This is a genomic window from Intrasporangium sp. Soil_C_50 (assembly GCF_057656595.1).
Genome location: NZ_JBDGKB010000012.1, coordinates 1 through 20,238, shown reverse-complemented (window position 1 = coordinate 20,238; position 20,238 = coordinate 1). Strand labels below are relative to the sequence as shown.

The window sequence follows — 20,238 nt, the reverse complement described above, 5'->3', positions numbered from 1 at the left end:
GAGCCGATGCGAGATGCACGTCCCCCCTGTGCGGCGGGTGGGCGCCGCGATGGAGAGTGGGATGGATGGCCGTATCAGGTCCAGCGGCGTCGCCGCGGACTTCGAGCTGCTGAACGAGTTCCTGGGCTCCGGGGTGGATCGCACAACGGCGCTGGGAAGGCTGGTCACGCTCGCCGTCTCGAACGTGCCGGGCTGCGACTGGGCAACCGTCACGTCGTGGCCCGCCGAGCGGGAGCCTCGCAGCCTGGCCAGCTCGGACTCGGTGGCCCTCGGCGTCGACGAGCTCCAGTACGCCTTGGGAGAAGGCCCCTGCGTCGACGTCTTCGCGCGGGACGAACCCGTGTGCATCCCAGACCTGATGCGCGAGGCGCGGTGGTCGCGTTTCTGCGAGGCAACGTTCGACCAGACCCCGGTCCGCGGCGTCCTCTCGTTCCACGTGGCCGACCCGCCGCACCGCGTGACGCTCAACCTCTACAGCTCACGTCCGGCGGTCTTCGGTACCGAAACCCTCAGCCTCGCAGCGCTCTTCGCGGCGCACGCGCGTGTCCTGCTCCACGACGTCAGTCGCGCGGACGCGGCCGCCAACCTCAAGCAGGCCCTCACCACGAGCCGCCAGGTCGGCGTGGCGATCGGCATCATCATGAACACCCACAACGTCACCGAGGACGCGGCCTTCATCATGCTGCGACGCACCAGTCAGGCCCTGAACCTCAAACTGCCCGACGTCGCAGCCGATGTGACGAGAACCGGCGAGCTGCCGAGGTAGCCGGACGTCGCGGCGGGAGGGGCTCAGCTGCTTGCGTCCCGTTCCCGTTCCCACCAGATCTGCGCCAGGACGCGCCGTTCGGGCAACGGCATGGCCCACAGCCCGTTGAGGTAGGCGTCGAACTCCCAGAAGTCGCACCGGCCGCCGTAGCTCGCGAAATCGAGCCACAGGTCGTTGCCGGTGCAGCGTCCCTCACGCACCGACACCAGAAGTCGACCCCCGAGGGACGCGCCCTCATCGTCGCTGAGTCGCTCCGGCAGCTCGCACCGGTCCTCGTCGATCGGGCCGCCGCCCGCAACCCGATCCACATGCAGTGAGCGCACCTCGGCAAGGCGCCGTTCGGCGGCCTGCGCGCGAGACGTCGCCGCAGCGAGGCGCTCGTTGGCTCGCCGGACGTCCTCCTCGTCCAACGAGGAGGCGCCTTGCAGACCGACGAGCCGCTCACGACACTCCACCGCCCGCGCCTCTGCGGCGCTGGCGGCCAGACGCAGCTGCTCGATGCGGCTGGGGAAGCCCACGGCTCCAGTATGACGGAGGAGCGGTCGAAGTGTCTGTGCCTGCGCCGCGCGTGCGCGACTAGGCTGGGCGGTAAGAGGCGGAGTGGTGGAGCAGCGCGGTGGCCCCGTCCCGGTGGACTACCTCGAGGAGCAGTTGATGGCGGACCGGGAGTCATCCCAGACCAAGCGCGACGTCGTCGTGGTCGGCGCATCGGCAGGGGGCGTCGAAGCGCTGCGTGCCATGGTCGCGAGCCTGCCACCAGACCTGCCCCTCACCGTGATCGTGGTGCTCCACGTGCCGGCCTACGGACGAAGCGTCCTGCCCGACATCCTCAGCCGCTCGGGCCCGTTGCCGGCGCGACACGTCGCCGCTCCGACGGAGCTGGTACCGGGCGAGATCCTCGTCGCACCACCCGACAGGCACCTGGTCGTCAGCGGAGGCCACGTCGTCCCGACGAGCGGGCCCACCGAGAACGGCCACAGACCGGCGATCGACGTGCTCTTCAGGTCGGCTGCCCGCGTGCTGTCCCAGCGGGTCGTCGGGATCGAGCTCTCCGGAGTGCTCGACGACGGGGCCGCGGGAATGTGGGCGATCCGCAACCGCGGGGGGCTGGTCGTCGTCCAGGACCCGGCCGACTGCCTGTATCCGGAGATGCCCCAGAGCGTCATGGAGGCCGTCGGGGCCGACCACGTCGTCCGCGCCTCGGAGATCGGCGCGCTTCTCGACGTCGTCAGTCGACAGCACGTGTCGGTCGTGTCGATGTCCCCGCCGTCACACCTCATGCTGGCCGAGACGGACATGGCACAGATGGAGGAGCACGTCATGGATGTTGCTGACCGTCCCGGAGAACCTGCCGGGTTCTCCTGTCCCGACTGCGGCGGCACGCTCTTCCAGCTACGCGAGGGCGAGATGGCGCGCTACCGATGCCGGGTCGGACATGCGTGGACGACGAAAGGCCTGATCGGTGAGCAGTCGGTGCAGGTCGACAATGCCCTGTGGATCGCCTTGAGGACGCTGGAGGAGAAGGCCGCCCTGGCCGACCAGCTGGCCGATCGCTCCCTCGAGAGCGGCAGCGTGCTGACGGCGGGACGCTTCCGCGAGCAGGCCGACGACTCTCGCGAGGCGGCGAAGCAGGTGCGCCAGCTCATCGAGGCACGACCGACGCCGGCGATGGAGCTCGTCGATGAGTGAGCGCTCCCAGCATCCGCGGGACGAGGTCGCCGACGGCGTCGAGGTCGAGGGAGCGGACGGGGTCGAGGCGACCGACACCTCGGACGCGGAGGCGTTCGAAGGTCTGCTCGTCTACCTCAAGGAGGCGCGCGCCTTCGACTTCACCGGCTACAAGCGTCCGAGCCTGCTGCGACGGGTGCGGCACCGCATGCAGGTGGTCGGCTTCGACTCGTTCGACTGCTACCAGGACTACCTCGAGGCCAACCCCGACGAGTTCGTCGCGCTCTTCAACACCATCCTCATCAACGTCACGAGCTTCTTCCGGGACCGCGACTCGTGGGAGCACCTGAGCAACCGCCTCGTTCCGGCCCTGCTGGAGTCCTCCGATCACGACATCCGGGTCTGGAGCGCCGGATGCGCCAGCGGCCAGGAGGCGTACTCCCTGGCGATGGTGCTGACCGAGGCCATGGGCCTGGAACAGTTCCGCGAGCGGGTCAAGATCTACGCGACGGACGTCGACGAGGAGGCGCTGGCCTACGCGCGGGCGGCGACGTACACCGAACGCGAGATGAGCAGCGTGGACCCCGAGCTGCGCCAGAAGTACTTCGAGCCCGGCCCCCAGGGGATGGTGTTTCGGCAGGACCTGCGTCGCAGCGTGATCTTCGGCCGCAACGACCTCACCCGCGATGCACCCATCTCCCGGATCGACCTGCTGACCTGCCGCAACACGCTGATGTACTTCAACGCCGAGACCCAGTCGCGCATCCTGTCGCGGCTCGCCTTCGCGCTGAAGCCGGAGGGCACCTTGTTGCTCGGCAAGGCAGAGATGCTGCTCAACCACGCCGACAGCTTCATCCCGGTCGACCTCAAGCGCCGCCTCTTCCGTCGCAGCACCGTACCCGCGACGGACCCGGCCATGATGGCCCGCCAGCCGGTGCCGGTCATGCGATTCGCGATACCCGACGCCCTGCACAGCCTGCGCAGCGATGCCTTTGCCGTGGCGCCGGTGGCTCAGTTCGTCGTCGACGTCCACGGCACCCTGGCGATGGTCAACGAGTCGGCCAAGAGGTTGACCCGGCTCGCGGACTCCGACGTGGGTCGCAAGTTCGTGGACCTGGACCTGTCGTTCCGCCCGGTGGAGCTGCGAGCGGCATTGCAGGAGACCCGCGAGAGCCGGCAGCAACGCCGGATCCCGGACGTTCGCTGGCCCCGCTCCGACACGGCGCGCTACGTCGACATCGACCTGATCCCGCTCCTGGACCACCGCGAGGGGTACGCCGGCACGCTGATCACCCTGACCGACGTCACGCGCTACCACCAGGTGCACCACGAGCTCGAGCAGACGACCAAGCAGCTGCAGGCGGCGTCGGAGGAGCTCCAGTCGACGAACGAGGAGCTGGAGACCACCAACGAGGAGCTCCAGTCGACCGTCGAGGAGCTGGAGACGACCAACGAGGAGCTGCAGTCGACGAACGAGGAGCTCGAGACCATGAACGAGGAGCTCCAGTCGATGAACGACGAGCTCCAGGGCGCCAACGAGGAGCTGCGCGAGCGAAGCACGCAAGTTGCGGAGCTCAACGACTACATGGAGTCGATCCTCGGCAGCATGCGCTCGGCCGTCATCGTGCTCGACCGGCAGCTGACGATCCGGACCTGGAACAAGAACGCGCAGGACCTCTGGGGGGTTCGCGCCGACGAAGCCGTCGGTGTCCACCTGCTCACGCTCGACATCGGCCTGCCGATCAACGAGCTCAAGCCGTTGCTCCACGCGGTGCTGTCCGACAGCGCCGACTCCCAGCACATCGGGCTGGACGCCATCAACCGGCGAGGGCGACCCGTACGGCTCAGCATCACTGCGACACCTCTCGTGTCACCCGAGGCCAAGCCGACCGGCATCCTCCTCGTCATGGATGCGGAGCCGATCGACTGATCGACGACAAGGCCAGCTCGTCGCGTGGTCAGAGCTCGGCGGCGTGCTCGCGTTCGAGACGCGCGGCCCGCCGGTCTCCCGCTGCGGCCTCGCGGTGGGCCTGCGCCTCCTGACGGAGGAGAGCAGCATGCACCTCGTCGACGCGGACCGCGAGCGCCTCCTTGGCGGTGGCCGCGTGATCGTGTGCATCGGCCGCACGCTCGTGCGCAAGGCTGGAACGCGTGTGCGCCAAGCGGGCCCGGTGCATCGACTGCTCGGCCGAACGCTCGGCGTCCTTGACGTCGTCCTCGGTGGTGGGCGCACCCGCCATGAGGCGCTGGCGACGTGCGATCAGCTCCCGAATTCGCTGGGCGGCGGCGGCGGCGGCCACACGAGCCGAGTCCTCCACGTAGCCAAGTTTATCGTCGACGCGCCGTCTCGGCGGGCGGGCCTCACACGAAGGCAGGTTTCCGTCGGCCCGACGATCACCTGAACCGAGTCTGGCCAGACACCGGTCCCAGGGTCGGGCCGCCGGCCGACCCTGCCGGACCGAGCCAGGCCGTATGCTGCGCTCGTTCCGTGCGTCCGACAGGGGGGACCCGTGTTCTCGTATGCCCGTGCGCGTGGCCGGCTGGCCGCGCTCCTCGCCATGGGGGTCGCGGCGACCACCGTCGCCATGACCGCGCCCACGGCCCAGGCCGCGGACGACGTCGTCGCGCCGCGGCTGGACGCGATCACCTTCACGTCGCCGTCGACCGTCCGGCCCGGCGACCGGGTGACGATCTCCTACTCCGTCACCGACGCGTCGCCGACGGTGTCGGTCCTGGCGTCCTTCCTCGACGGGGCGCAACGCCGCACGGAGTGGGCCTTCGGTCGCGACCTGCCGCTCAGCGGGTCGGCGTCGACGACGGTCCCCGACGGGATCGCCAACACGACGGCCTACCTCTCCGAGGTCACGGTGACCGATGCGTCGGGCAACCGGGCGACCTACAGTCAGTTCGGGGTGACGTGCGTGCCCGACTGCCCGGGTGCCGCCGCGGTCAGGCTCGATCACTCGCTCGTCGTCACCGGTTCGACTCCCGACACCACGGCTCCCGTTCTGACGTCGCTCGCCGTGCCGACGCCGTCCGTGGCCGTCGGGCAGGTCGCCCGCCTCGAGATCGACGTCGACGACGCCAACCCGCCCGTCGGACCCACGGAGTCCGCGGCGGAGGCCGTCCTCACCAACGGGAGCCAGTCGTTCGGGCTGCTCGCCGACCCCACCGACCGCCGCGGCGTGGTGGGGGTCGTGCCTCCGACGGTCCCGAACGGCACCTACTCGCTCAGCTACGTCGTGCTGCGCGACCTCGCCGGCAACTCCTCGACGTACCGCAGGTCGGGGTCGGTTCAGGTGAGCCCGGCCGGCACCACCGGGCCGACGACGCACACGCTGCCCTTCGCGACGACGACCATCACCGTGACGGGGTCGTCCGCGGACTACACGCCACCGGCACTGACCTCCATCGGGTCACCGCAGACCTACTTCGTCGCCGGGTCGACGGCGACCGTGTCGTACACGGCCGCCGAGGAGTCGCTCGCGTCCGTGACAGTCCAGTACTACACGAGCTACGCACCGGACGGTCCCACCTACTGGGACCTGGTGGCGACGCCGACGTCCGCGGGTGTCGCGTCCGGACCCGTGCCGTCGGGAACGGCGAACGCCTGGTACGTCCACGCGGTCGTGCTCCGCGACAAGGCGGGCAACTGGACCGAGTACGACCGGGCCGGTCACGTGAGCTGCAACCGGAGCTGCGCGTCCAGCCACGGCATCGACCTCGCCGCCCTCGACCGCACGGTCGCCACGGTGCCCGCCGCCCCGTCGTGGACCGGCGCGACGGGACTCAGCGGCTCTGCCCGGGTGCAGTGGAACCAGCCGGACTCCGACGGCTGGAGCGCCGTCACGGGCTATGTGGTCACCGTGTCGCCGGGTGGCAGGACCTACACGGTGGCGGCCGGCGCCCGCTCGCTCACGGTGCCCGGTCTCGCGAACGATGCGGCGTACAGCTTCTCGGTGCGAGCCCGCAACGCCGTGGGGCTCGGTCCGGCCCGCGTCGCCAAGACCACCCCGCGGACGCAGCGCCGCCTGTTCCTCACCGTCGACGTCAGCAACGACAGGCGCGCCGACATCATCGGCGTCACCCGTGGCAACGTCGCCTACATCTACCGCGGCAACGGCGTCGGGGGCATCTCGGGCGGCACGCGCGTCGGGGGGAGCCTCGGCGACCTGCGCACGCTGCTGCCCGCCCTCGCCCGGCCGAACGACGACTTCTTCGGCGGCAACCTGCTCGCCGTCAGCTACTCGGGTTACGACGAGGCCTGGTGGGCCTACAACGGCAACCGGCTCGCGCCCGCGAACTCGATCTTCGTCTCGAGGTTCAACGCCTACCGGCAGGTGGTGACACCCGGCGACTTCAACGGCAACACCCGCGCCGACGTGCTGACGATCGCCGACAACGGTGACATGTACCTGTGGGTGAACAAGGACTGGACCCACTTCTACAGCCCCAAGAAGGTCGGCAGCGGCTGGCAGTCCTACCCGATGGTCGTCGGTGTCGGTGACCTCGACGGCGACCGCCGCAACGACCTCGTCGCCCGCCGCACCGACGGCACGCTGTGGCTCTACAGCGGCAACGGTGCCGGAGGCTTCCGCTCCCGCAAGCAGATCGGCACGAGCACAGGGTGGAAGGGCTACACGCAGCTCGCCGGCATGGCCGACCTCACCGGCGACGGGCGGGCGGACCTGCTCGCCCTCGCACCCAACGGCTACCTCTACGTCTACAAGGGCAACGGGCGGGGCGGCTTCGCCACCAACCGAGTTCGCGTCTCCACCGGCTTCGGCGCGTTCGTCTGAACGGTCCGGCCGTTCGAGGCCGGCCGGACCGGCGGCGCGAGGTGACCGCCGCGTGCTTCATCCACCGCAGTCCGCTCGTGGCGAGATCTGCCGTGGACGGGTCGGGCCGCTAGTAACGCAGGTGGCGCAGGTAGCGCTCCGGCGCCTCGAGGAAGCGGCGGTAGTGCTCCACGACGTCGAGATCGTCCCACCTTCGTTGGTGGACGCCTTCCGCGTCGAACTCGAGGATCAACGCCCCTGGGAGCCTCGCCACGATAGGCGAATATGTCGCGAGACGAGGACTTGGACGCCTGGCTGTGAGACGAGCTGGATGAGGGCCCCGACCAGGGCGAGCTGCGCCGTGACGGAGAGCCCGGCCCGGGCGAGGTCGAGTCCGTGCCCGAGAACGTGGGCGATCGGCGCGAGCGTCGCCGGCCACTGCTCCTCAGCCAGCGTGGCGCCTCGTGACCGCACGACACGACGGACCGGCAGCGGTGCCGTCCAGTCGTCGCCCACGGAGCCGAATATGGGACCGGTCAGCGAGCCGGGCCACGATCTCCTCGCTGGTGAGCGCATCAGACGCTGCGAGTCCGGATATCAGTCCGCGACGGGTTCCCAGACGAGCTCCGCCACGTCCATGACGAGATCAGCTTCGCCGGCGTCAACCGCCGGCGCCCTGACCTCACCGACGCAGACGCACACGACGTCGTTGAGGCGGCGGTACCGGTCATCGTCACTCAGATGCGTGACCGAGCCGACGATCTGTCGACGCCCCGCCGGGTATGCGCGTCCGTACCCGTGGCACTCCATCATGATCGTCGCACCGTCGTCGGTCTCGATGACCGCCCGGATGTCAGGGCAGAAGGGGCCTTCGGGGGTTCGTCGACGCGGGTAGTTGGATCCTCGGAAGAGGCCCGTGAGGCCGCCTTCGCAGCGGCCCTCAGCGATGAAGAAGAACTGCTGCCAGCCACCTTCGAGCTCGATGCCCCAGCCGTCGGGATAGGTGAACCGGACCCGGTACAAAGGCTCGAGTCTCATCAGCGTCCGCTCTCCTGCTCGGCACTCACCTGGCCCCCCGGTCCATGCTCGTCCCTCCTTCGCATCGACACGCGGAATTGTCGCGACGCACTGGCGCAGGCCTTCGGCCCGACCGGTGGGACGAGACACGCATTTCGGATCGCCGCGCCTTTTCGCCCAGCGATGGTCCCGATAGCGCGCAACACCATCGAGGCACGCCGCAGGCTCAGCCGGCAGCGTCCCGGTGGCGGACCAGCTCCACCACCCGGCCGATGTTCAGCGTCCAGCCGACGCCGAACACCCGCGGGTTGATGACGTGCACGTTGTCCGGGTTCCACATCCGCTCCTTGATTCGAGCGAACGTGGGCATTCGAAGGTCGTAGGGCACGAAACCGAGGGAACCGTGCCACTGGCGCTCCTGGGCGGGCGTTCGTAGCTCTTTGACGACAGCCGCGACCGCGAGGCCCACCGTGGCCAGGCGGATCAGCTTGATGAGGTTCAACTGGGTCTTTCCCTCGCGGTGCGATGTCATCCCGACTCCCTGGTGCGCGGCGGTCACCTCTATCGTCCACCCGTCGGCCGTCGATCACGTGGGATCTCGTCGTCAGATCCTCTGTGGCTCCCCCCTGAAACAACTACCTGCTCCCGCGGTTCCATGCAGAAGGACTCTGACGCAAGCAGATTCGGGAGGATGACAGCCCCTCTGGTGTATCGGCAGCACGAGCGACGGGGATGCCCGTACGGCGCTGCTCGACCCTCGCCGTAGAGTTGCGGGGTCGGTTCCAGTCGAGAGGATCGCGCCATGACCGGTGCCAGCTCGGTGAGTGAGGCAGTCAGGACCGCGTTGAACCACAGCCAGGTCATCGATCTCACGACCACTGGTCGCCGGACTGGTCTACCTCGGCGTATCGAGATCTTCTTGCACCACGACGATGACGAGCTGTTCATCACGGGGATGCCTCGGGCTGATCGCACCCGTGACTGGATCTACAACGTCCAGGCCGATCCGCACGTCGTGCTGCACCTGAAGCAGTCAGAGGTTGTCGATGTGCCTGCGATAGCGCGAGTCGTCACCGACCCTGACGAGCGCCGTCCGTACATCGAGGCCGCCGCCAGGCGTTGGCGTCGCACGGATGTCCCGGAGATGATGCAACACAGTCCGCTCATCGTGCTCACGGTCGACGACACCAGCGACACCCAGCCGAGCCTGTAGCGGCTTTGCAGGAAGGCGCAGTGAGGCACCACGCCCCCTGACGACCTCGCCAGTCCGCCGCAGACCCGGGCGTACGCGCAAACGTGTTCACCATCGAGTGGCACGGTTTGGGGCTCGTCGAGCTGGGATCGTCAGCCAGAGCTGTGTCCGCGCAGCGACCGTCGAGCGACAACCGCAATGAAGGCCTTGTCGGTCAACGCGTAAACGACTGCGGCCGCCACAATCTGCAACGCAAGGCTCAGCGGTCCAGCACTGACGTGTTGAACGATGCCCATGGCCACCAGCGCCAAGCCGTAGGCGGGCACATAGATTTTCCACCTCAGCGTCCGCTGAGCAGTGCTGCGCGCGTGGAGCTCCGCCGGCATGAGGCAAACGCTACGTGGTGGACCGCATCAGGACCGGCTTATCGTGCAGGCTCGGTCACCGGTTTGGAGCCACCGGCCGATCGCTCACGGGTGTGATCTGGCACGTCGTGACGCCGGCGCCCGGCTTGAGAAACGCCTGCAGGTGCGCGACGTCGTCGGTCTCGACCACGAGGTAGGTCGTGTGTTGGGGAAAGGCCAGCCAGTAACCGTGAATGGTCACGTCGGGATGGTCGCCGTCGAACAAGGAGCGGGAGCCGCCCTTGCCGTACGGGCAGTCAGCCGGGGCGTGCGATTGCGTGATGTGGAACAGCATGGCACTCCTCCGTCGTCCCTGCGCCCAGTCGGACGCGGCCCGAGGAGTCGAGTCTAGCCGCGGCTCTGTGCCGCTGGGCGCGCTCGAACGAGGATCCGTCGGCGCTTCGCGCGCGGGCGCCTGCACCTCCAGCCGACGTCTGCACAGCCGCCACCGAGGCGAAGTCGGTGCTCGTGCAGATGCCGTCTGCGGGAGCATCCACACCCCGGGTCACGGTGACGTCAGCGTTCGGGGCCGCATCGTGGCTGTTGACCTTGACCTGGGCGACGAACGTCCCCTGGCCGGCACTTGTCGGGGAGACGATGACGCGGCCGGTGCCCTGCCCCGTTGCGGCGGTCAGCACGCTCTGCGCGCCGCCCTCAGGCAACAAGGGCTGTTGTGTGGTCATATTTCCGGCTGACTGCGAATCTTCTGCCATTTCAACCGAATTCACCTTCATCGATGACACGCTGCAACCGCAGTGTCGCCGCGGGCGAGGCTTCGGCTGGTCCCGCCGTCGAAAGTCAGCCCCGACGGCTGAGCCCTCGTGGTGGTGCCGCGGCCAGCATGGTCCGGGGGCGTGGTGGTTGCACGGGGGTGGTCGCGCAGGCGAGGAGGCGGAGATGACCGCGGTGATCTGCGTCTTCGCGCTGCTGGTGATCGTGTTCGTCAGCCTTTCGGCTCGGTTGACCCGGGCCGACCTGACCGGACCGCTCACCTTCCTGGTCGCGGGTGGCGCCCTCACCGTCTCGTCCTGGGCCGGGCTCGGGGGTGAGGGTGCGGCGATCCGGTCACTGGCCGAGGTGACCCTGGTGCTCGTGTTGTTCCACGATGCCGCCGACCTCCAGCCGCGGGAGCTCCGTTCGGATTCTGCGTTCACCGTGCGCCTGCTTCTCGTGGGGCTTCCCTTGACCATCGGTGCTGGGTACCTGGTGGCGCGTGCCTTGTTCCCGCAGGTCGGTGTGTGGCTGACCCTGCTTCTGGCGGCCGCGTTGGCGCCGACCGACGCCGGGCTGGGCGCCGCGACGGTCCTCAACCCCGTGGTGCCGGCGCGGGTGCGTCGGATCCTCAACGTCGAGAGCGGCCTCAACGACGGCCTGGCTACCCCGGTGGTCCTGTTCGCGATCGCTGCGGCCTCCGGGTCGGCGGGCGGCGCACATGAGCCTGGCCTCGCGGCCGCAGCGCTGGAGATCGCCGTTGGCACACTCGTCGGGGCGATGGTGGGCTACCTCGCCGGCCGGCTGGTGGAGCTGGCCCGCAGCCGCACGTGGGCGGACCGTGCGCTGCTTCCCCTGGCGACAGTGGCGGTGCCGCTGCTCTGCTACTACGGTGCGCACGGCCTCGGAGGCAACGGTTTCATCGCCGCCTTCGTGGCCGGGACCGCCTACGCCGCGAGCCAGGCGAGTGCCACCGATGTTCACGACACGGTCGGCTTCACCGGGCTGACGTCCACGTTCATGGCCTTCGGCGTCTGGATGGTCTTCGGTGCCGTGGCGGCGAGGCACCTCGCACAGGTCGTCACGTGGCAGAACCTCACGTACGCAGTGCTGTCGTTGACGCTCCTACGCATGGTCCCTGTCGCCCTGGCGCTGCTCGGATCCCGACTTCGACCTCAGACCGTCGTGTTCGTCGGGTGGTTCGGCCCCCGAGGGCTCGCGTCGATCATCTTCGCCCTGATCGCCTACGAGTCGCTCGATGCAGACCCCGCGGTGGCCACGGTCCTGGGCACCATCGCCACGACGGTCGTCCTCAGCGTCGCCGCGCACGGCATCACGGCGTCGCCCTGGGCGCAGCGTTACGGGTCGTGGGCGGGGAGGACCCACCCAGCCGTCGAGTCGGCCGCTTCGGTCGAGCCGGTACGCCGCCACGGGCACGTCGGTCCGCACTCCACGGCAGCTGGCCCCGACCGCGGTGGGTCTGCCGCGCCTGAACGCCCAGACGTTGAGCGCCGATAGGTCCGGCCGAGGGGATGCCCCGGTCCGCCACGCCCACCGGCCGCGCGCCACCTCGAGGGCAACGGTCCACAATCGCTCGCAGGGAGTGATGCCCGGGCATCCTGGCGCGGAGAGCGTGGGTCAGGCCCCGTGCTTGGAAGGAGCCCGGCCATGACCGACCGCCCTCGCTCGTCCCTGCCGATGCCCGACCCTGCCGCGGCGTCCGCGCCGGTTCTGGATGCCAAGGACCCCGCCGGGACGTTTCCACCGATCCACCCGTTGTACCCCCCTGCCGGGGCGCCCAACGTGCTGGTGGTCCTCATCGACGACTCGGGGTTCGGCGCGTCGAGCACGTTCGGCGGGCCGATCCGCACGCCGACCTTCGACCGGCTCGCCGCGGCGGGGCTGCGGTACACGCGGTTCCACACCACAGCGCTGTGCTCGCCGACCCGGGCAGCGTTGCTCTCCGGCCGGAACCACCACACCGTGGGGATGGGCGGCGTCACCGAGATCGCGACGTCGGCCCCGGGATACTCGTCGCTGCGCCCCAGGAACTGCGCGCCCCTTGCGGAGACCTTGAAGCTGAATGGCTACTCGACGGCCCAGTTCGGCAAGTGCCACGAAGTCCCGGTCTGGCAGACCAGCCCGATGGGGCCGTTCGACAACTGGCCGACCGGCGGAGGCGGGTTCGAGCACTTCTACGGGTTCATCGGCGGCGAGACGAACCAGTACGCACCCGCGATCTACCGGGACACCGTGCCCGTCGAGCCCGACCGCAGCCCGCAGGAGGGCTACCACTTCACCGAGGACATGACCGACCACGCCATCGACTGGGTGCGTCAGCAGAAGGCGCTCATGCCCGACCGCCCCTTCTTCATCTACTACGCGCCTGGCGCGACCCACGCCCCGCACCATGTCCCGACCGAGTGGTCGGACCGGTATCGGGGTCACTTCGATGCGGGCTGGGACGTCCTGCGCGAGCAGACCCTGGCACGGCAGAAGGCACTCGGCGTCGTCCCCCCAGAGGCGGAGCTGACCGCCCGGCCGGCGGAGATCCCCGCCTGGGACCACATGCCTGATGACCTCAAGCCGGTCCTGGCCCGCCAGATGGAGGTGTACGCGGGCTTCCTGGAGCACACCGACCACCACGTCGGGCGTCTGGTCGACGCCCTCGAGGAGCTCGGCGTGCTCGACGACACACTCGTCTACGCCATCACCGGCGACAACGGCGCGTCGGCCGAGGGCACGACGGAGGGATGTTTCAACGAGCTGGTGGTGCTCAACGGCGCCAACGCACTGCAGACCACGGAGTTCATGGCCTCGCGCATCGAGGACTTCGGGACCCCCGCGGCGTACAACCACTACGCCGTCGGATGGGCGCACGCCATGGACACCCCGTACCAGTGGACCAAGCAGGTCGCGTCCCACTGGGGCGGCACCCGAAACGGCACGATCGTCCACTGGCCGAGGGGAATTCAGGCCAAGGGCGAGATTCGGCACCAGTTCCACCACGTCATCGACGTCGCGCCGACCGTGCTCGAGGCCGCAGGGCTGCCGGAGCCGGCCTTCGTGCACGGCATCCAGCAGCGCCCCTACGAGGGCGTCAGCATGCGATACAGCTTCGACGCGCCCACCGCCGAGGACCGGCACCGTACCCAGTACTTCGAGATCTTCTGCAACCGCGGCATCTACCACGAAGGATGGACCGCCGTGACGCGCCACTCGACCCCATGGATCGTCGAACCGCTGCCACCTTTCGCCGACGACCACTGGGAGCTCTACGGGCCCGACGACTGGACCCAGTCCCGCGACCTCGCGGCGGAACGTCCCGACCAGCTCGCGCGGCTGCAGTCGATGTTCCTGCTCGAGGCCGCGAAGTACAACGTCTTCCCGCTCGACGACCGCCGCGTCGAGCGGTTCGACCCGGGCATGGCCGGGCGACCCTCCCTCATCGCGGGCAAGTCCCAGGTGCTCTTCGGCGGGATGGGCCGGCTCACCGAGAACTCCGTCCTCAACGTCAAGAACCGCTCGCACGCGGTGACGGCCGACGTCACGGTTCCGGACGGGGGTGCACGCGGCGTCGTCGTCGCCCAGGGTGGAGCGTTCGGCGGCTGGTCCGTGTACCTGCACGACGGCGTCCTCGCGTACTGCTACAACCTCTTCGGAATGCGGACGTTCAAGGTGTACGGCGAGCAGCCCGTCCCAGCGGGCGAGCACCAGCTCCGGGTCGAGTTCACCTACGACGGCGGCGGACTCGGCAAGGGTGGCTCGATCGCGCTCTTCGTCGACGGACGAGCGACGGGCGGCGGTCGGGTCGAGGCCACCGTCCCGCTCGTCTTCTCCGCGGACGAGACCATGGACGTGGGGAGCGACAGCGCCACCCCGGTCAGCGACGACTACGACCTGAAGACGGGAGTCTTCACGGGCCGCATCCACCGCGTCCAGATCGACCTCGACGAGGACGCCGAGGACCCCGACCACCTCATCAGCCCCGAGGAACGGATGCGCATCGCGCTGACCCGGCAGTGAGCCGCGCAGTCCGGGAAGCGGCAGAACCTCGCATCGTCCGGCGGTACGCGCTCATCGGCGGCTCGCCCCGGTGACGGTGCTCATCACGCCACCGCTGGCGCTCCACCTTTCGGCGATGTGACAGGGTTATTGCCATGTCGTCCGAGCCCACTATCGAGCTTTCGCGCAGTGACGAGCCGTCCCGGTATGAGGCGCGTGTCGACGGTCGCCTCGCGGGGTTCGCGGAGTTCATCGTCGCCAAGCAGCTGATCGTGTTCACTCACACCGAGGTGGACCCAACCTTCGAGGGCAAGGGTGTCGGCTCCGCACTCGCCCGGTTCGCCTTGGACGACCTTCGTGGAAATGCCGTCTCGGTCCTTCCCCTCTGCCCGTTCATCAAGGGATGGATCGAGCGCCACCGGGAATACGCGGACCTCGTCTACGGAGTCCGGCCGAGCACCGTGACGGACTGAGATCCATCCTGCTTCGCGTAGACGCGACGACCAGGGACCAGTGCGTGTTGCAGGTCGGTCCCGCGGCGTCACAGCGGTCTCGCCGCTGCTCGCGCGACCCGGTGGCAGATACGTGCACCCGGCGAACAGACGTGGCCCCTGGCCTTCTGGCAACCCGTCGGTGCTCGGTCAGCTCCGGGACGAGTTCGCACGGCTTGACGCGACCGTCGAGGCGCCGTCGGACTTGAGGTTTGCGGTCATCACCGTCTCGGTCGCGCACGGTTTCCCCACCATCGAACGCGCCGTCGAGAGGGCCACCGGTGGGGCGGTCGAGTGGCACTTCGGGAACGTCTACGACGACCACGACGAACCCTTGAACTGGTGGGCGTAGACGACCCACGCGGACCCACGCGCGCGATCGTCGCCAGACGGGTCGGTCGCTCCGCGCCCATCACTGCCTGACCGCGGCGGACCTCTCACCTCCCCGGGCCATCGCACCGGGTGGTCGGTTTGGCCGGATTCTCAGCGTGGCTTCAGCAGTGGTCGTGGAGTCTTCGGGGCGACCGTCCGACTCGACTCAAGAGGAATCCGCATGCCTGACACCGTCCCCACCGTTCTCGACCGCGGGAGGAGTGGCTTGCCGAGCGCCTCGTGGCTCAACAAGGTGCCGGCCATCACCGCGACGTTCTGGCTCATCAAGATCCTGTCCACCACGATCGGTGAGACCTTCGCCGACTACCTGGCGGTGCAGGTCGGGCTGGGCACGGCCGTGACCGACGGCGCGATGATGACCCTGCTCGCTGTCGCGCTCGTCGCCCAGCTGCGGGCGCGGCGGCTCGTCCCATGGCTGTACTGGCTCACCGTCGTCCTCGTGAGCATCGTCGGCACGCAGATCACCGACTTCTTCACCGACACCCTCGGCGTCAGCCTCTACGTCAGCACGGCCGTGTTCACCGTCATCCTCGCCGTGGTGTTCACGGTGTGGTGGCGACAGGAGCGCACCCTGGCGATCACGGCCATCGACACCCCGCGGCGGGAGCGGTACTACTGGGGCGCGATCCTGACGACCTTCGCGCTGGGTACTGCCGGTGGCGACCTGGCCACCGAGGCACTCTCGCTCGGCTTCCGCAACGGCGCCCTCATCTTCGGCGGCCTCATCCTTGCCGTCTGGGGCGCCCGCCGTCTGGGCCTGAACGGCGTGCTGGCGTTCTGGATCGCCTACGTGCTGACCCGGCCGCTCGGCGCCTCGCTGGGTGACCTGCTGACCCAGGACCGGTCCTTCGGTGGCCTCGGCCTGGGCGCCAGCCTGACCAGCCTGCTGTTCCTGGCTGTCATCGTCGTTCTCGTGGCGCGCGAGCAGGTCAACGCCACCCGGCACGGGATCCGTGCCAAGGGTGAGACGCCGGCGGTCCATCCGCACCGGGACTACGCCTGGGCAGCCGTCGCCGCCGTCGCGGTCGTGGCGGCAGCCGTCGTGCTCGCACCGGCGCCGACGCCCGCTGCCGCCGTCCCGGCGACAGCCACGACGCCGAAGGGGGCGCACGTCAACCCCATCGAGACGGACCCGACCTCGCCGATCGGTGACCTCCGCCCCTTCGCCGTCATCGTCGACGACGTGACGGCGAAGACGAAGAAGGGGGACCTCGCGGCGGCGACCGCGCGCGTCAAGGACCTCGAAGTGGCGTGGGACAACGGTGAGGCGGCGATGAAACCCGCCTCGCCGGACGACTGGCACACCATGGACTCGGCCATCGACGGTGCCCTCACCGCGCTACGGGCCACCCCGCCGACCAAGGCGTCGAGCCTGTCGGCCCTGACCGACCTGCAGTCCACGATCGCCACCCTGGAGAAGAAGCAGTAGTCGACCCCCGGGTCCCACTGCGGTGGCCGGGGACAATCGGGGTGGCCGCGCGACCCGCGGCCACCCCACACCCGGGTGGGGCGCATCCGGGCCACCTCGAAGGAGCTGAACGGATGGCCGGCCCCCGCCCCCGCCCGGGAGTGCGTCGACAGGCGACGATCGCTGCCGCGGCGGTCGTGGCCGCAGCGCTGCTTCTCGGAGGCGCCGGTCTGGTCCTGGTGCTCCAGCGCGCACTGACCCAGACCCTGCAGGACAGCCTCACCGGGATCCTCGACGAGGACGCCGCCGTGCTTGCGACGCGGGGCACCGCGGGCCTCGAACTCAGTGAACGCAACGAGGGGCCGGACAACGTCCTCGTGCAGGTGATCTCGCGACGCGGGGACTCCGGTTCCGTGGTCTACACCTCACGACCGGGCGCCAGCACGCCGACCACGAGCCTGTCGCCGCGGGAGGGCCAGACGCAGGTCATCGGCCGCTCGCTGCTGCCGCGGCCATCGTCGTTGCAGGTCCCGCTCGTGGCGGCGCGGGGCGTCGACCATGCGGGCACCCCGTACGTCCTCGTCGCCTCCGCATCGCAAAGCTCCCGGCAGCAGGCGGTGCTCACCACCGGGACGCTGCTGTCGGTCGCGGTGCCGTTGCTCGTCGCCCTGACGGCCTTCGTCACCTGGTGGCGAGTCGGGCGAGCCCTGGCCTCGGTGGAGGCGATCCGCGCTCAGGTGGAGCGGACGAGCGCATCGCGACTGCACGACCGCGTGCCGGTCCCGCAGACCGACGACGAGATATCCCACCTGGCCGAGACGATGAACTCCATGCTCGAGCGCCTCGAGCACGCCCAGCGCACCCAACGCCGGTTCGTCGCCGACGCGAGCCACGAGCTGCGCTCGCCCCTGGCGACGATCCGCACCTCGCTGGAACTGGTCGACCCCGAGGACGCGGAAACCTCCTGGGACCAGCTGAGCCCCATCGTCCGCTCGGAGTCCGAGCGGATGGGCCGCCTCGTCGACAACCTGCTGCTGCTCTCACGCGCCGACGACGCGTCGATCGCGCAAGTCCGCCGTGAGGTCGACCTCGACGACCTCATCGACACCGAGGCCCGACGCGTCCGACGACTCGGCAGCGTCGCCGTCCATGTCCACAACACCCCGGTACGGGTCATCGGCGACGAGCACCAGCTGGAACAGGTGTTACGCAACCTCCTGGAGAACGCGACGCGCCACGCCCGCTCGACCGTCGAGATCACCGTGACGCCCGACGCCCGACGCGTGCTGGTGCGGGTCGACGACGACGGATCCGGCATCCCGCCGGACGACCGGGAACGCGTCTTCGAACGTTTCGTGCGCCTCGACGCGAGCCGGTCGCGGACCTCCGGTGGCGCCGGCCTCGGCCTCGCGATCGCGCGGGAGCTTGCCCTCGCTCACGGTGGCACGTTGCTCGCGGCAGTATCGCCGCTGGGCGGGGCTCGGTTGGAGCTGGCCCTCCCGCTCGCGCCGGATGCTGAGGACGATCAGTCGTGACCGGCACCCCGCTGGGCCGTCCACCGTTGGGTGCACGTGGTCAGCGGTCAGAGACGAGCCGGTAGCCCGCACCGCGGACGGTTTCGATGGTCGTCACGGAGAACGGCGCGTCGATCTTTCGACGCAGGTAGCCCACGTAGACCTCCACGATGTTGACGTCGCCGTCGTAGGCCGGGTCCCAGACGGCGTCGAGGATGGCGGTCTTGGTGACGACCTCGCCCGCGTGCTTCATGAAGAACGTGAGGACCGCGAACTCCTTCGTGGTGAGCGGGATCTCGGTGTCTGCACGGTGTGCCCGCTGGCGGGTCGGGTCGAGCGACAGCGATCCCACCCGCAGGACGACGGGCCGCTCAGGGGCGCCACGTCGGATCAGGGCGTGCAGCCGCGCGACGAGCACGACGAAGCTGAACGGCTTGGCCAGGTAGTCGTCCGCCCCCAGGTTGAACGCCTCGGCCTGGTCGAGATCGCCGTCCATCGCGGTCAGCATCAGGATCGGCGTCCAGACGCCGGCGTCACGAAGCCGCTGGATCACCTGGTAGCCATCCAGGGACGGCAGCATGATGTCGAGCACGATCGCGTCGTACGCCGACTCTGACGCTGCCCACAGACCGTCCTGACCGTCGTGGTACACGTCGACGACGAACCCTTCCCGAGACAGGCCTCGGCGGACGACCTCCGCCAGCGGTCGCTCGTCCTCCACCAGGAGAATGCGCACCGCTCACCCGCACCCGTGCGAGGAACACGAGGCGTCTCGGCAACTGACAGTGTTCCGGCAACTCACGTCGCCACCGTACGACGCCCCACCTGAAGCCACCCTGAGTGAACCCGAGCGGGCGTCCCCTTCAGATTTGTGCGCCCGAAGGCGTCCGCACTCGGGCGCGCCGGCTAGCGAGAGCTCACCCCGCGAGGGCTCTGCAGAAGGCGTCCCGGCCACGGGTCGTGCCCACGTCAGGAATGGCGACGAACGAGACTCCCGACGCCAGCACGTCGGCTCGTCCGGCGGAGAAGAAGGTCGAGCCGTCGGGCAACGGGACCCTCACCAGGCCGCCCTCGGTCGTCTGCTGCACGACGTTGCCCTGCAGGTCTTCTTCGCCGGTGAAGTGGTAGACGACCGGGCTCGACGTCAGACTCACCCCGTGGGCTGTGAACGTGGCCACTTCGTGGGCGGTCACCTGGAACAGCGTCCCGTGTGCGGTCTGACGGATCGAGACCGTGCCCTCGTCGTACTGATGGACGGCGATCGGGAACGGGCAGATGTCGGTCGTGACGACGTCGGTGGTGTCGGAACCGTGGATGACCGTGGCGTTCGGCTCCCCGACCGCCGCTGCCGGGGCGGCGAGGAGCAGCGCCACGGCACCACACCCGAGGGTGAGTGTGCGGGCAGAGTGCTTGGACGAGCTGAGCTTGCGCATGTCCACCTCCATGGACCAGTCGCACGCACTCCGGCTCCGGTTGCTCACCGGCGTGCGCAACGCTTCAACGCTCCCGCAACCAGCCAGCGTAGATCGAATCCGTCAGCCCCACAGGCGAATCGGCATGGCCGCCGACAGAGCGCTGTCGCAGCGGGTCTGGTTGGCAGGCAAGTCCGGGTCGCCCGATCTGCCGGCCTTGTCGGAAAGCCCACGTGTTCAACCGAACTGCGTTGTCAGCCTTCCGCCGCGTCGAGAACGCCTCCTTGGGTATCCCTGCGCCCAGCCGGACGCCGCCCGAGGAGTCGAGTCCAGCCGCGGTTCTGTGTCTTAGGTGTGCTCGGACGAGGACCCGTGGGTGCCCCCCTATCGACCAGCCCCCGGGCCTAGCTGTACTGACCCGACAGGTTGGTCAAGCGGGTGATGGGTGGCTTGTTCCCGCAGGCGGTGTGGGGTCGGTG

General features: G+C 69.3%; 20 protein-coding genes. 11 read left to right on the top strand and 9 right to left on the bottom strand.

Features of this window, described 5'->3' with window-relative positions:
• Positions 1-37: 37 nt before the first annotated feature.
• Positions 38-766: a GAF and ANTAR domain-containing protein gene (locus tag AC3A5R_RS18525; RefSeq protein WP_487622241.1), complete on the top strand. Its 729-nt coding sequence runs from the start codon at positions 38-40 to the stop codon at positions 764-766.
• 23 nt (positions 767-789) lie between these two features.
• Here AC3A5R_RS18525 and AC3A5R_RS18520 read toward each other — a convergent pair whose 3' ends face one another.
• On the bottom strand, positions 790-1,284 hold the full coding sequence (locus tag AC3A5R_RS18520; RefSeq protein WP_487622240.1) for a hypothetical protein: 495 nt from the start codon (positions 1,282-1,284) through the stop codon (positions 790-792).
• Between the two features lie 136 nt (positions 1,285-1,420).
• Between AC3A5R_RS18520 and AC3A5R_RS18515 the strand changes: the two genes are divergently transcribed.
• Both AC3A5R_RS18515 and AC3A5R_RS18510 read left to right on the top strand, forming a co-directional pair.
• On the top strand, positions 1,421-2,455 hold the full coding sequence (locus tag AC3A5R_RS18515; protein ID WP_487622239.1) for a chemotaxis protein CheB: 1,035 nt from the start codon (positions 1,421-1,423) through the stop codon (positions 2,453-2,455).
• Positions 2,448-4,364, top strand: coding sequence for a CheR family methyltransferase (locus tag AC3A5R_RS18510; RefSeq protein ID WP_487622238.1), 1,917 nt, complete (start codon positions 2,448-2,450; stop codon positions 4,362-4,364). The genes AC3A5R_RS18515 and AC3A5R_RS18510 overlap by 8 nt, the downstream gene beginning before the upstream one ends.
• A gap of 28 nt (positions 4,365-4,392) precedes the next feature.
• Here the strand turns inward: AC3A5R_RS18510 and AC3A5R_RS18505 are convergent, their stop codons facing one another.
• Entirely contained in the window at positions 4,393-4,734 is a 342-nt protein-coding gene (locus tag AC3A5R_RS18505; RefSeq protein WP_487622237.1) for a hypothetical protein, read from the bottom strand.
• A 210-nt stretch (positions 4,735-4,944) separates the two neighbouring features.
• Here AC3A5R_RS18505 and AC3A5R_RS18500 point away from each other — a divergent pair, with 210 nt between their 5' ends.
• Positions 4,945-7,233, top strand: a complete 2,289-nt coding sequence (locus AC3A5R_RS18500) for an FG-GAP-like repeat-containing protein (RefSeq protein WP_487622236.1) — start codon at positions 4,945-4,947, stop codon at positions 7,231-7,233.
• Positions 7,234-7,342: 109 nt separating this feature from the next.
• Here the strand turns inward: AC3A5R_RS18500 and AC3A5R_RS18495 are convergent, their stop codons facing one another.
• From AC3A5R_RS18495 to AC3A5R_RS18485, 3 genes are all read right to left on the bottom strand, one after another.
• Entirely contained in the window at positions 7,343-7,486 is a 144-nt protein-coding gene (locus tag AC3A5R_RS18495; RefSeq protein ID WP_487622235.1) for a hypothetical protein, read from the bottom strand.
• 323 nt (positions 7,487-7,809) lie between these two features.
• Positions 7,810-8,379: a DUF3237 family protein gene (locus AC3A5R_RS18490; protein ID WP_487622234.1), complete on the bottom strand. Its 570-nt coding sequence runs from the start codon at positions 8,377-8,379 to the stop codon at positions 7,810-7,812.
• Between the two features lie 76 nt (positions 8,380-8,455).
• On the bottom strand, positions 8,456-8,788 hold the full coding sequence (locus AC3A5R_RS18485; RefSeq protein WP_487622233.1) for a DUF5808 domain-containing protein: 333 nt from the start codon (positions 8,786-8,788) through the stop codon (positions 8,456-8,458).
• Between the two features lie 243 nt (positions 8,789-9,031).
• Here AC3A5R_RS18485 and AC3A5R_RS18480 point away from each other — a divergent pair, with 243 nt between their 5' ends.
• Positions 9,032-9,442 (top strand): nitroreductase/quinone reductase family protein, encoded by a 411-nt coding sequence (locus AC3A5R_RS18480; protein ID WP_487622232.1) that lies wholly within the window; start codon positions 9,032-9,034, stop codon positions 9,440-9,442.
• 131 nt (positions 9,443-9,573) lie between these two features.
• On the opposite strand, the gene AC3A5R_RS18475 is transcribed toward AC3A5R_RS18480, so the two are convergent.
• A complete protein-coding gene (locus tag AC3A5R_RS18475) occupies positions 9,574-9,807 on the bottom strand; it encodes a hypothetical protein (protein WP_487622231.1) in 234 nt (77 codons plus the stop codon).
• Between the two features lie 55 nt (positions 9,808-9,862).
• Positions 9,863-10,120, bottom strand: coding sequence for a DUF3303 domain-containing protein (locus AC3A5R_RS18470; protein ID WP_487622230.1), 258 nt, complete (start codon positions 10,118-10,120; stop codon positions 9,863-9,865).
• 167 nt (positions 10,121-10,287) lie between these two features.
• Between AC3A5R_RS18470 and AC3A5R_RS18465 the strand changes: the two genes are divergently transcribed.
• The 6 genes from AC3A5R_RS18465 to AC3A5R_RS18440 all read left to right on the top strand — a co-directional run bounded on the left by AC3A5R_RS18465 (position 10,288) and on the right by AC3A5R_RS18440 (position 18,368).
• Positions 10,288-12,054 (top strand): cation:proton antiporter, encoded by a 1,767-nt coding sequence (locus tag AC3A5R_RS18465; RefSeq protein WP_487622229.1) that lies wholly within the window; start codon positions 10,288-10,290, stop codon positions 12,052-12,054.
• A 150-nt stretch (positions 12,055-12,204) separates the two neighbouring features.
• Positions 12,205-14,562, top strand: coding sequence for an arylsulfatase (locus AC3A5R_RS18460; protein ID WP_487622228.1), 2,358 nt, complete (start codon positions 12,205-12,207; stop codon positions 14,560-14,562).
• 134 nt (positions 14,563-14,696) lie between these two features.
• Complete coding sequence (locus AC3A5R_RS18455) at positions 14,697-15,014, top strand: GNAT family N-acetyltransferase (RefSeq protein WP_487622227.1); 318 nt, start codon at positions 14,697-14,699, stop codon at positions 15,012-15,014.
• Between the two features lie 160 nt (positions 15,015-15,174).
• Positions 15,175-15,384, top strand: a complete 210-nt coding sequence (locus tag AC3A5R_RS18450; RefSeq protein ID WP_487622226.1) for a hypothetical protein — start codon at positions 15,175-15,177, stop codon at positions 15,382-15,384.
• Positions 15,385-15,585: 201 nt separating this feature from the next.
• Positions 15,586-16,854 (top strand): COG4705 family protein, encoded by a 1,269-nt coding sequence (locus AC3A5R_RS18445; protein ID WP_487622225.1) that lies wholly within the window; start codon positions 15,586-15,588, stop codon positions 16,852-16,854.
• A gap of 113 nt (positions 16,855-16,967) precedes the next feature.
• Positions 16,968-18,368, top strand: a complete 1,401-nt coding sequence (locus AC3A5R_RS18440; protein ID WP_487622224.1) for a HAMP domain-containing sensor histidine kinase — start codon at positions 16,968-16,970, stop codon at positions 18,366-18,368.
• Between the two features lie 40 nt (positions 18,369-18,408).
• On the opposite strand, the gene AC3A5R_RS18435 is transcribed toward AC3A5R_RS18440, so the two are convergent.
• Both AC3A5R_RS18435 and AC3A5R_RS18430 read right to left on the bottom strand, forming a co-directional pair.
• Positions 18,409-19,083, bottom strand: coding sequence for a response regulator transcription factor (locus AC3A5R_RS18435; protein WP_487622223.1), 675 nt, complete (start codon positions 19,081-19,083; stop codon positions 18,409-18,411).
• Between the two features lie 181 nt (positions 19,084-19,264).
• Positions 19,265-19,780 (bottom strand): hypothetical protein, encoded by a 516-nt coding sequence (locus AC3A5R_RS18430; protein WP_487622222.1) that lies wholly within the window; start codon positions 19,778-19,780, stop codon positions 19,265-19,267.
• Positions 19,781-20,238 lie beyond the last annotated feature (458 nt).

What these genes read in the sequence shown, in the direction of transcription:
- AC3A5R_RS18475 (WP_487622231.1), bottom strand. Translation starts at nt 9,807, where the DNA reads ATGCCGGCGGAGCTCCACGCGCGCAGCACTGCTCAGCGGACGCTGAGG.
- AC3A5R_RS18440 (WP_487622224.1), top strand. Translation starts at nt 16,968, where the DNA reads ATGGCCGGCCCCCGCCCCCGCCCGGGAGTGCGTCGACAGGCGACGATC.
- AC3A5R_RS18470 (WP_487622230.1), bottom strand. Translation starts at nt 10,120, where the DNA reads ATGCTGTTCCACATCACGCAATCGCACGCCCCGGCTGACTGCCCGTAC.
- AC3A5R_RS18515 (WP_487622239.1), top strand. Translation starts at nt 1,421, where the DNA reads ATGGCGGACCGGGAGTCATCCCAGACCAAGCGCGACGTCGTCGTGGTC.
- AC3A5R_RS18455 (WP_487622227.1), top strand. Translation starts at nt 14,697, where the DNA reads ATGTCGTCCGAGCCCACTATCGAGCTTTCGCGCAGTGACGAGCCGTCC.
- AC3A5R_RS18510 (WP_487622238.1), top strand. Translation starts at nt 2,448, where the DNA reads ATGAGTGAGCGCTCCCAGCATCCGCGGGACGAGGTCGCCGACGGCGTC.
- AC3A5R_RS18445 (WP_487622225.1), top strand. Translation starts at nt 15,586, where the DNA reads ATGCCTGACACCGTCCCCACCGTTCTCGACCGCGGGAGGAGTGGCTTG.
- AC3A5R_RS18460 (WP_487622228.1), top strand. Translation starts at nt 12,205, where the DNA reads ATGACCGACCGCCCTCGCTCGTCCCTGCCGATGCCCGACCCTGCCGCG.
- AC3A5R_RS18480 (WP_487622232.1), top strand. Translation starts at nt 9,032, where the DNA reads ATGACCGGTGCCAGCTCGGTGAGTGAGGCAGTCAGGACCGCGTTGAAC.
- AC3A5R_RS18430 (WP_487622222.1), bottom strand. Translation starts at nt 19,780, where the DNA reads ATGCGCAAGCTCAGCTCGTCCAAGCACTCTGCCCGCACACTCACCCTC.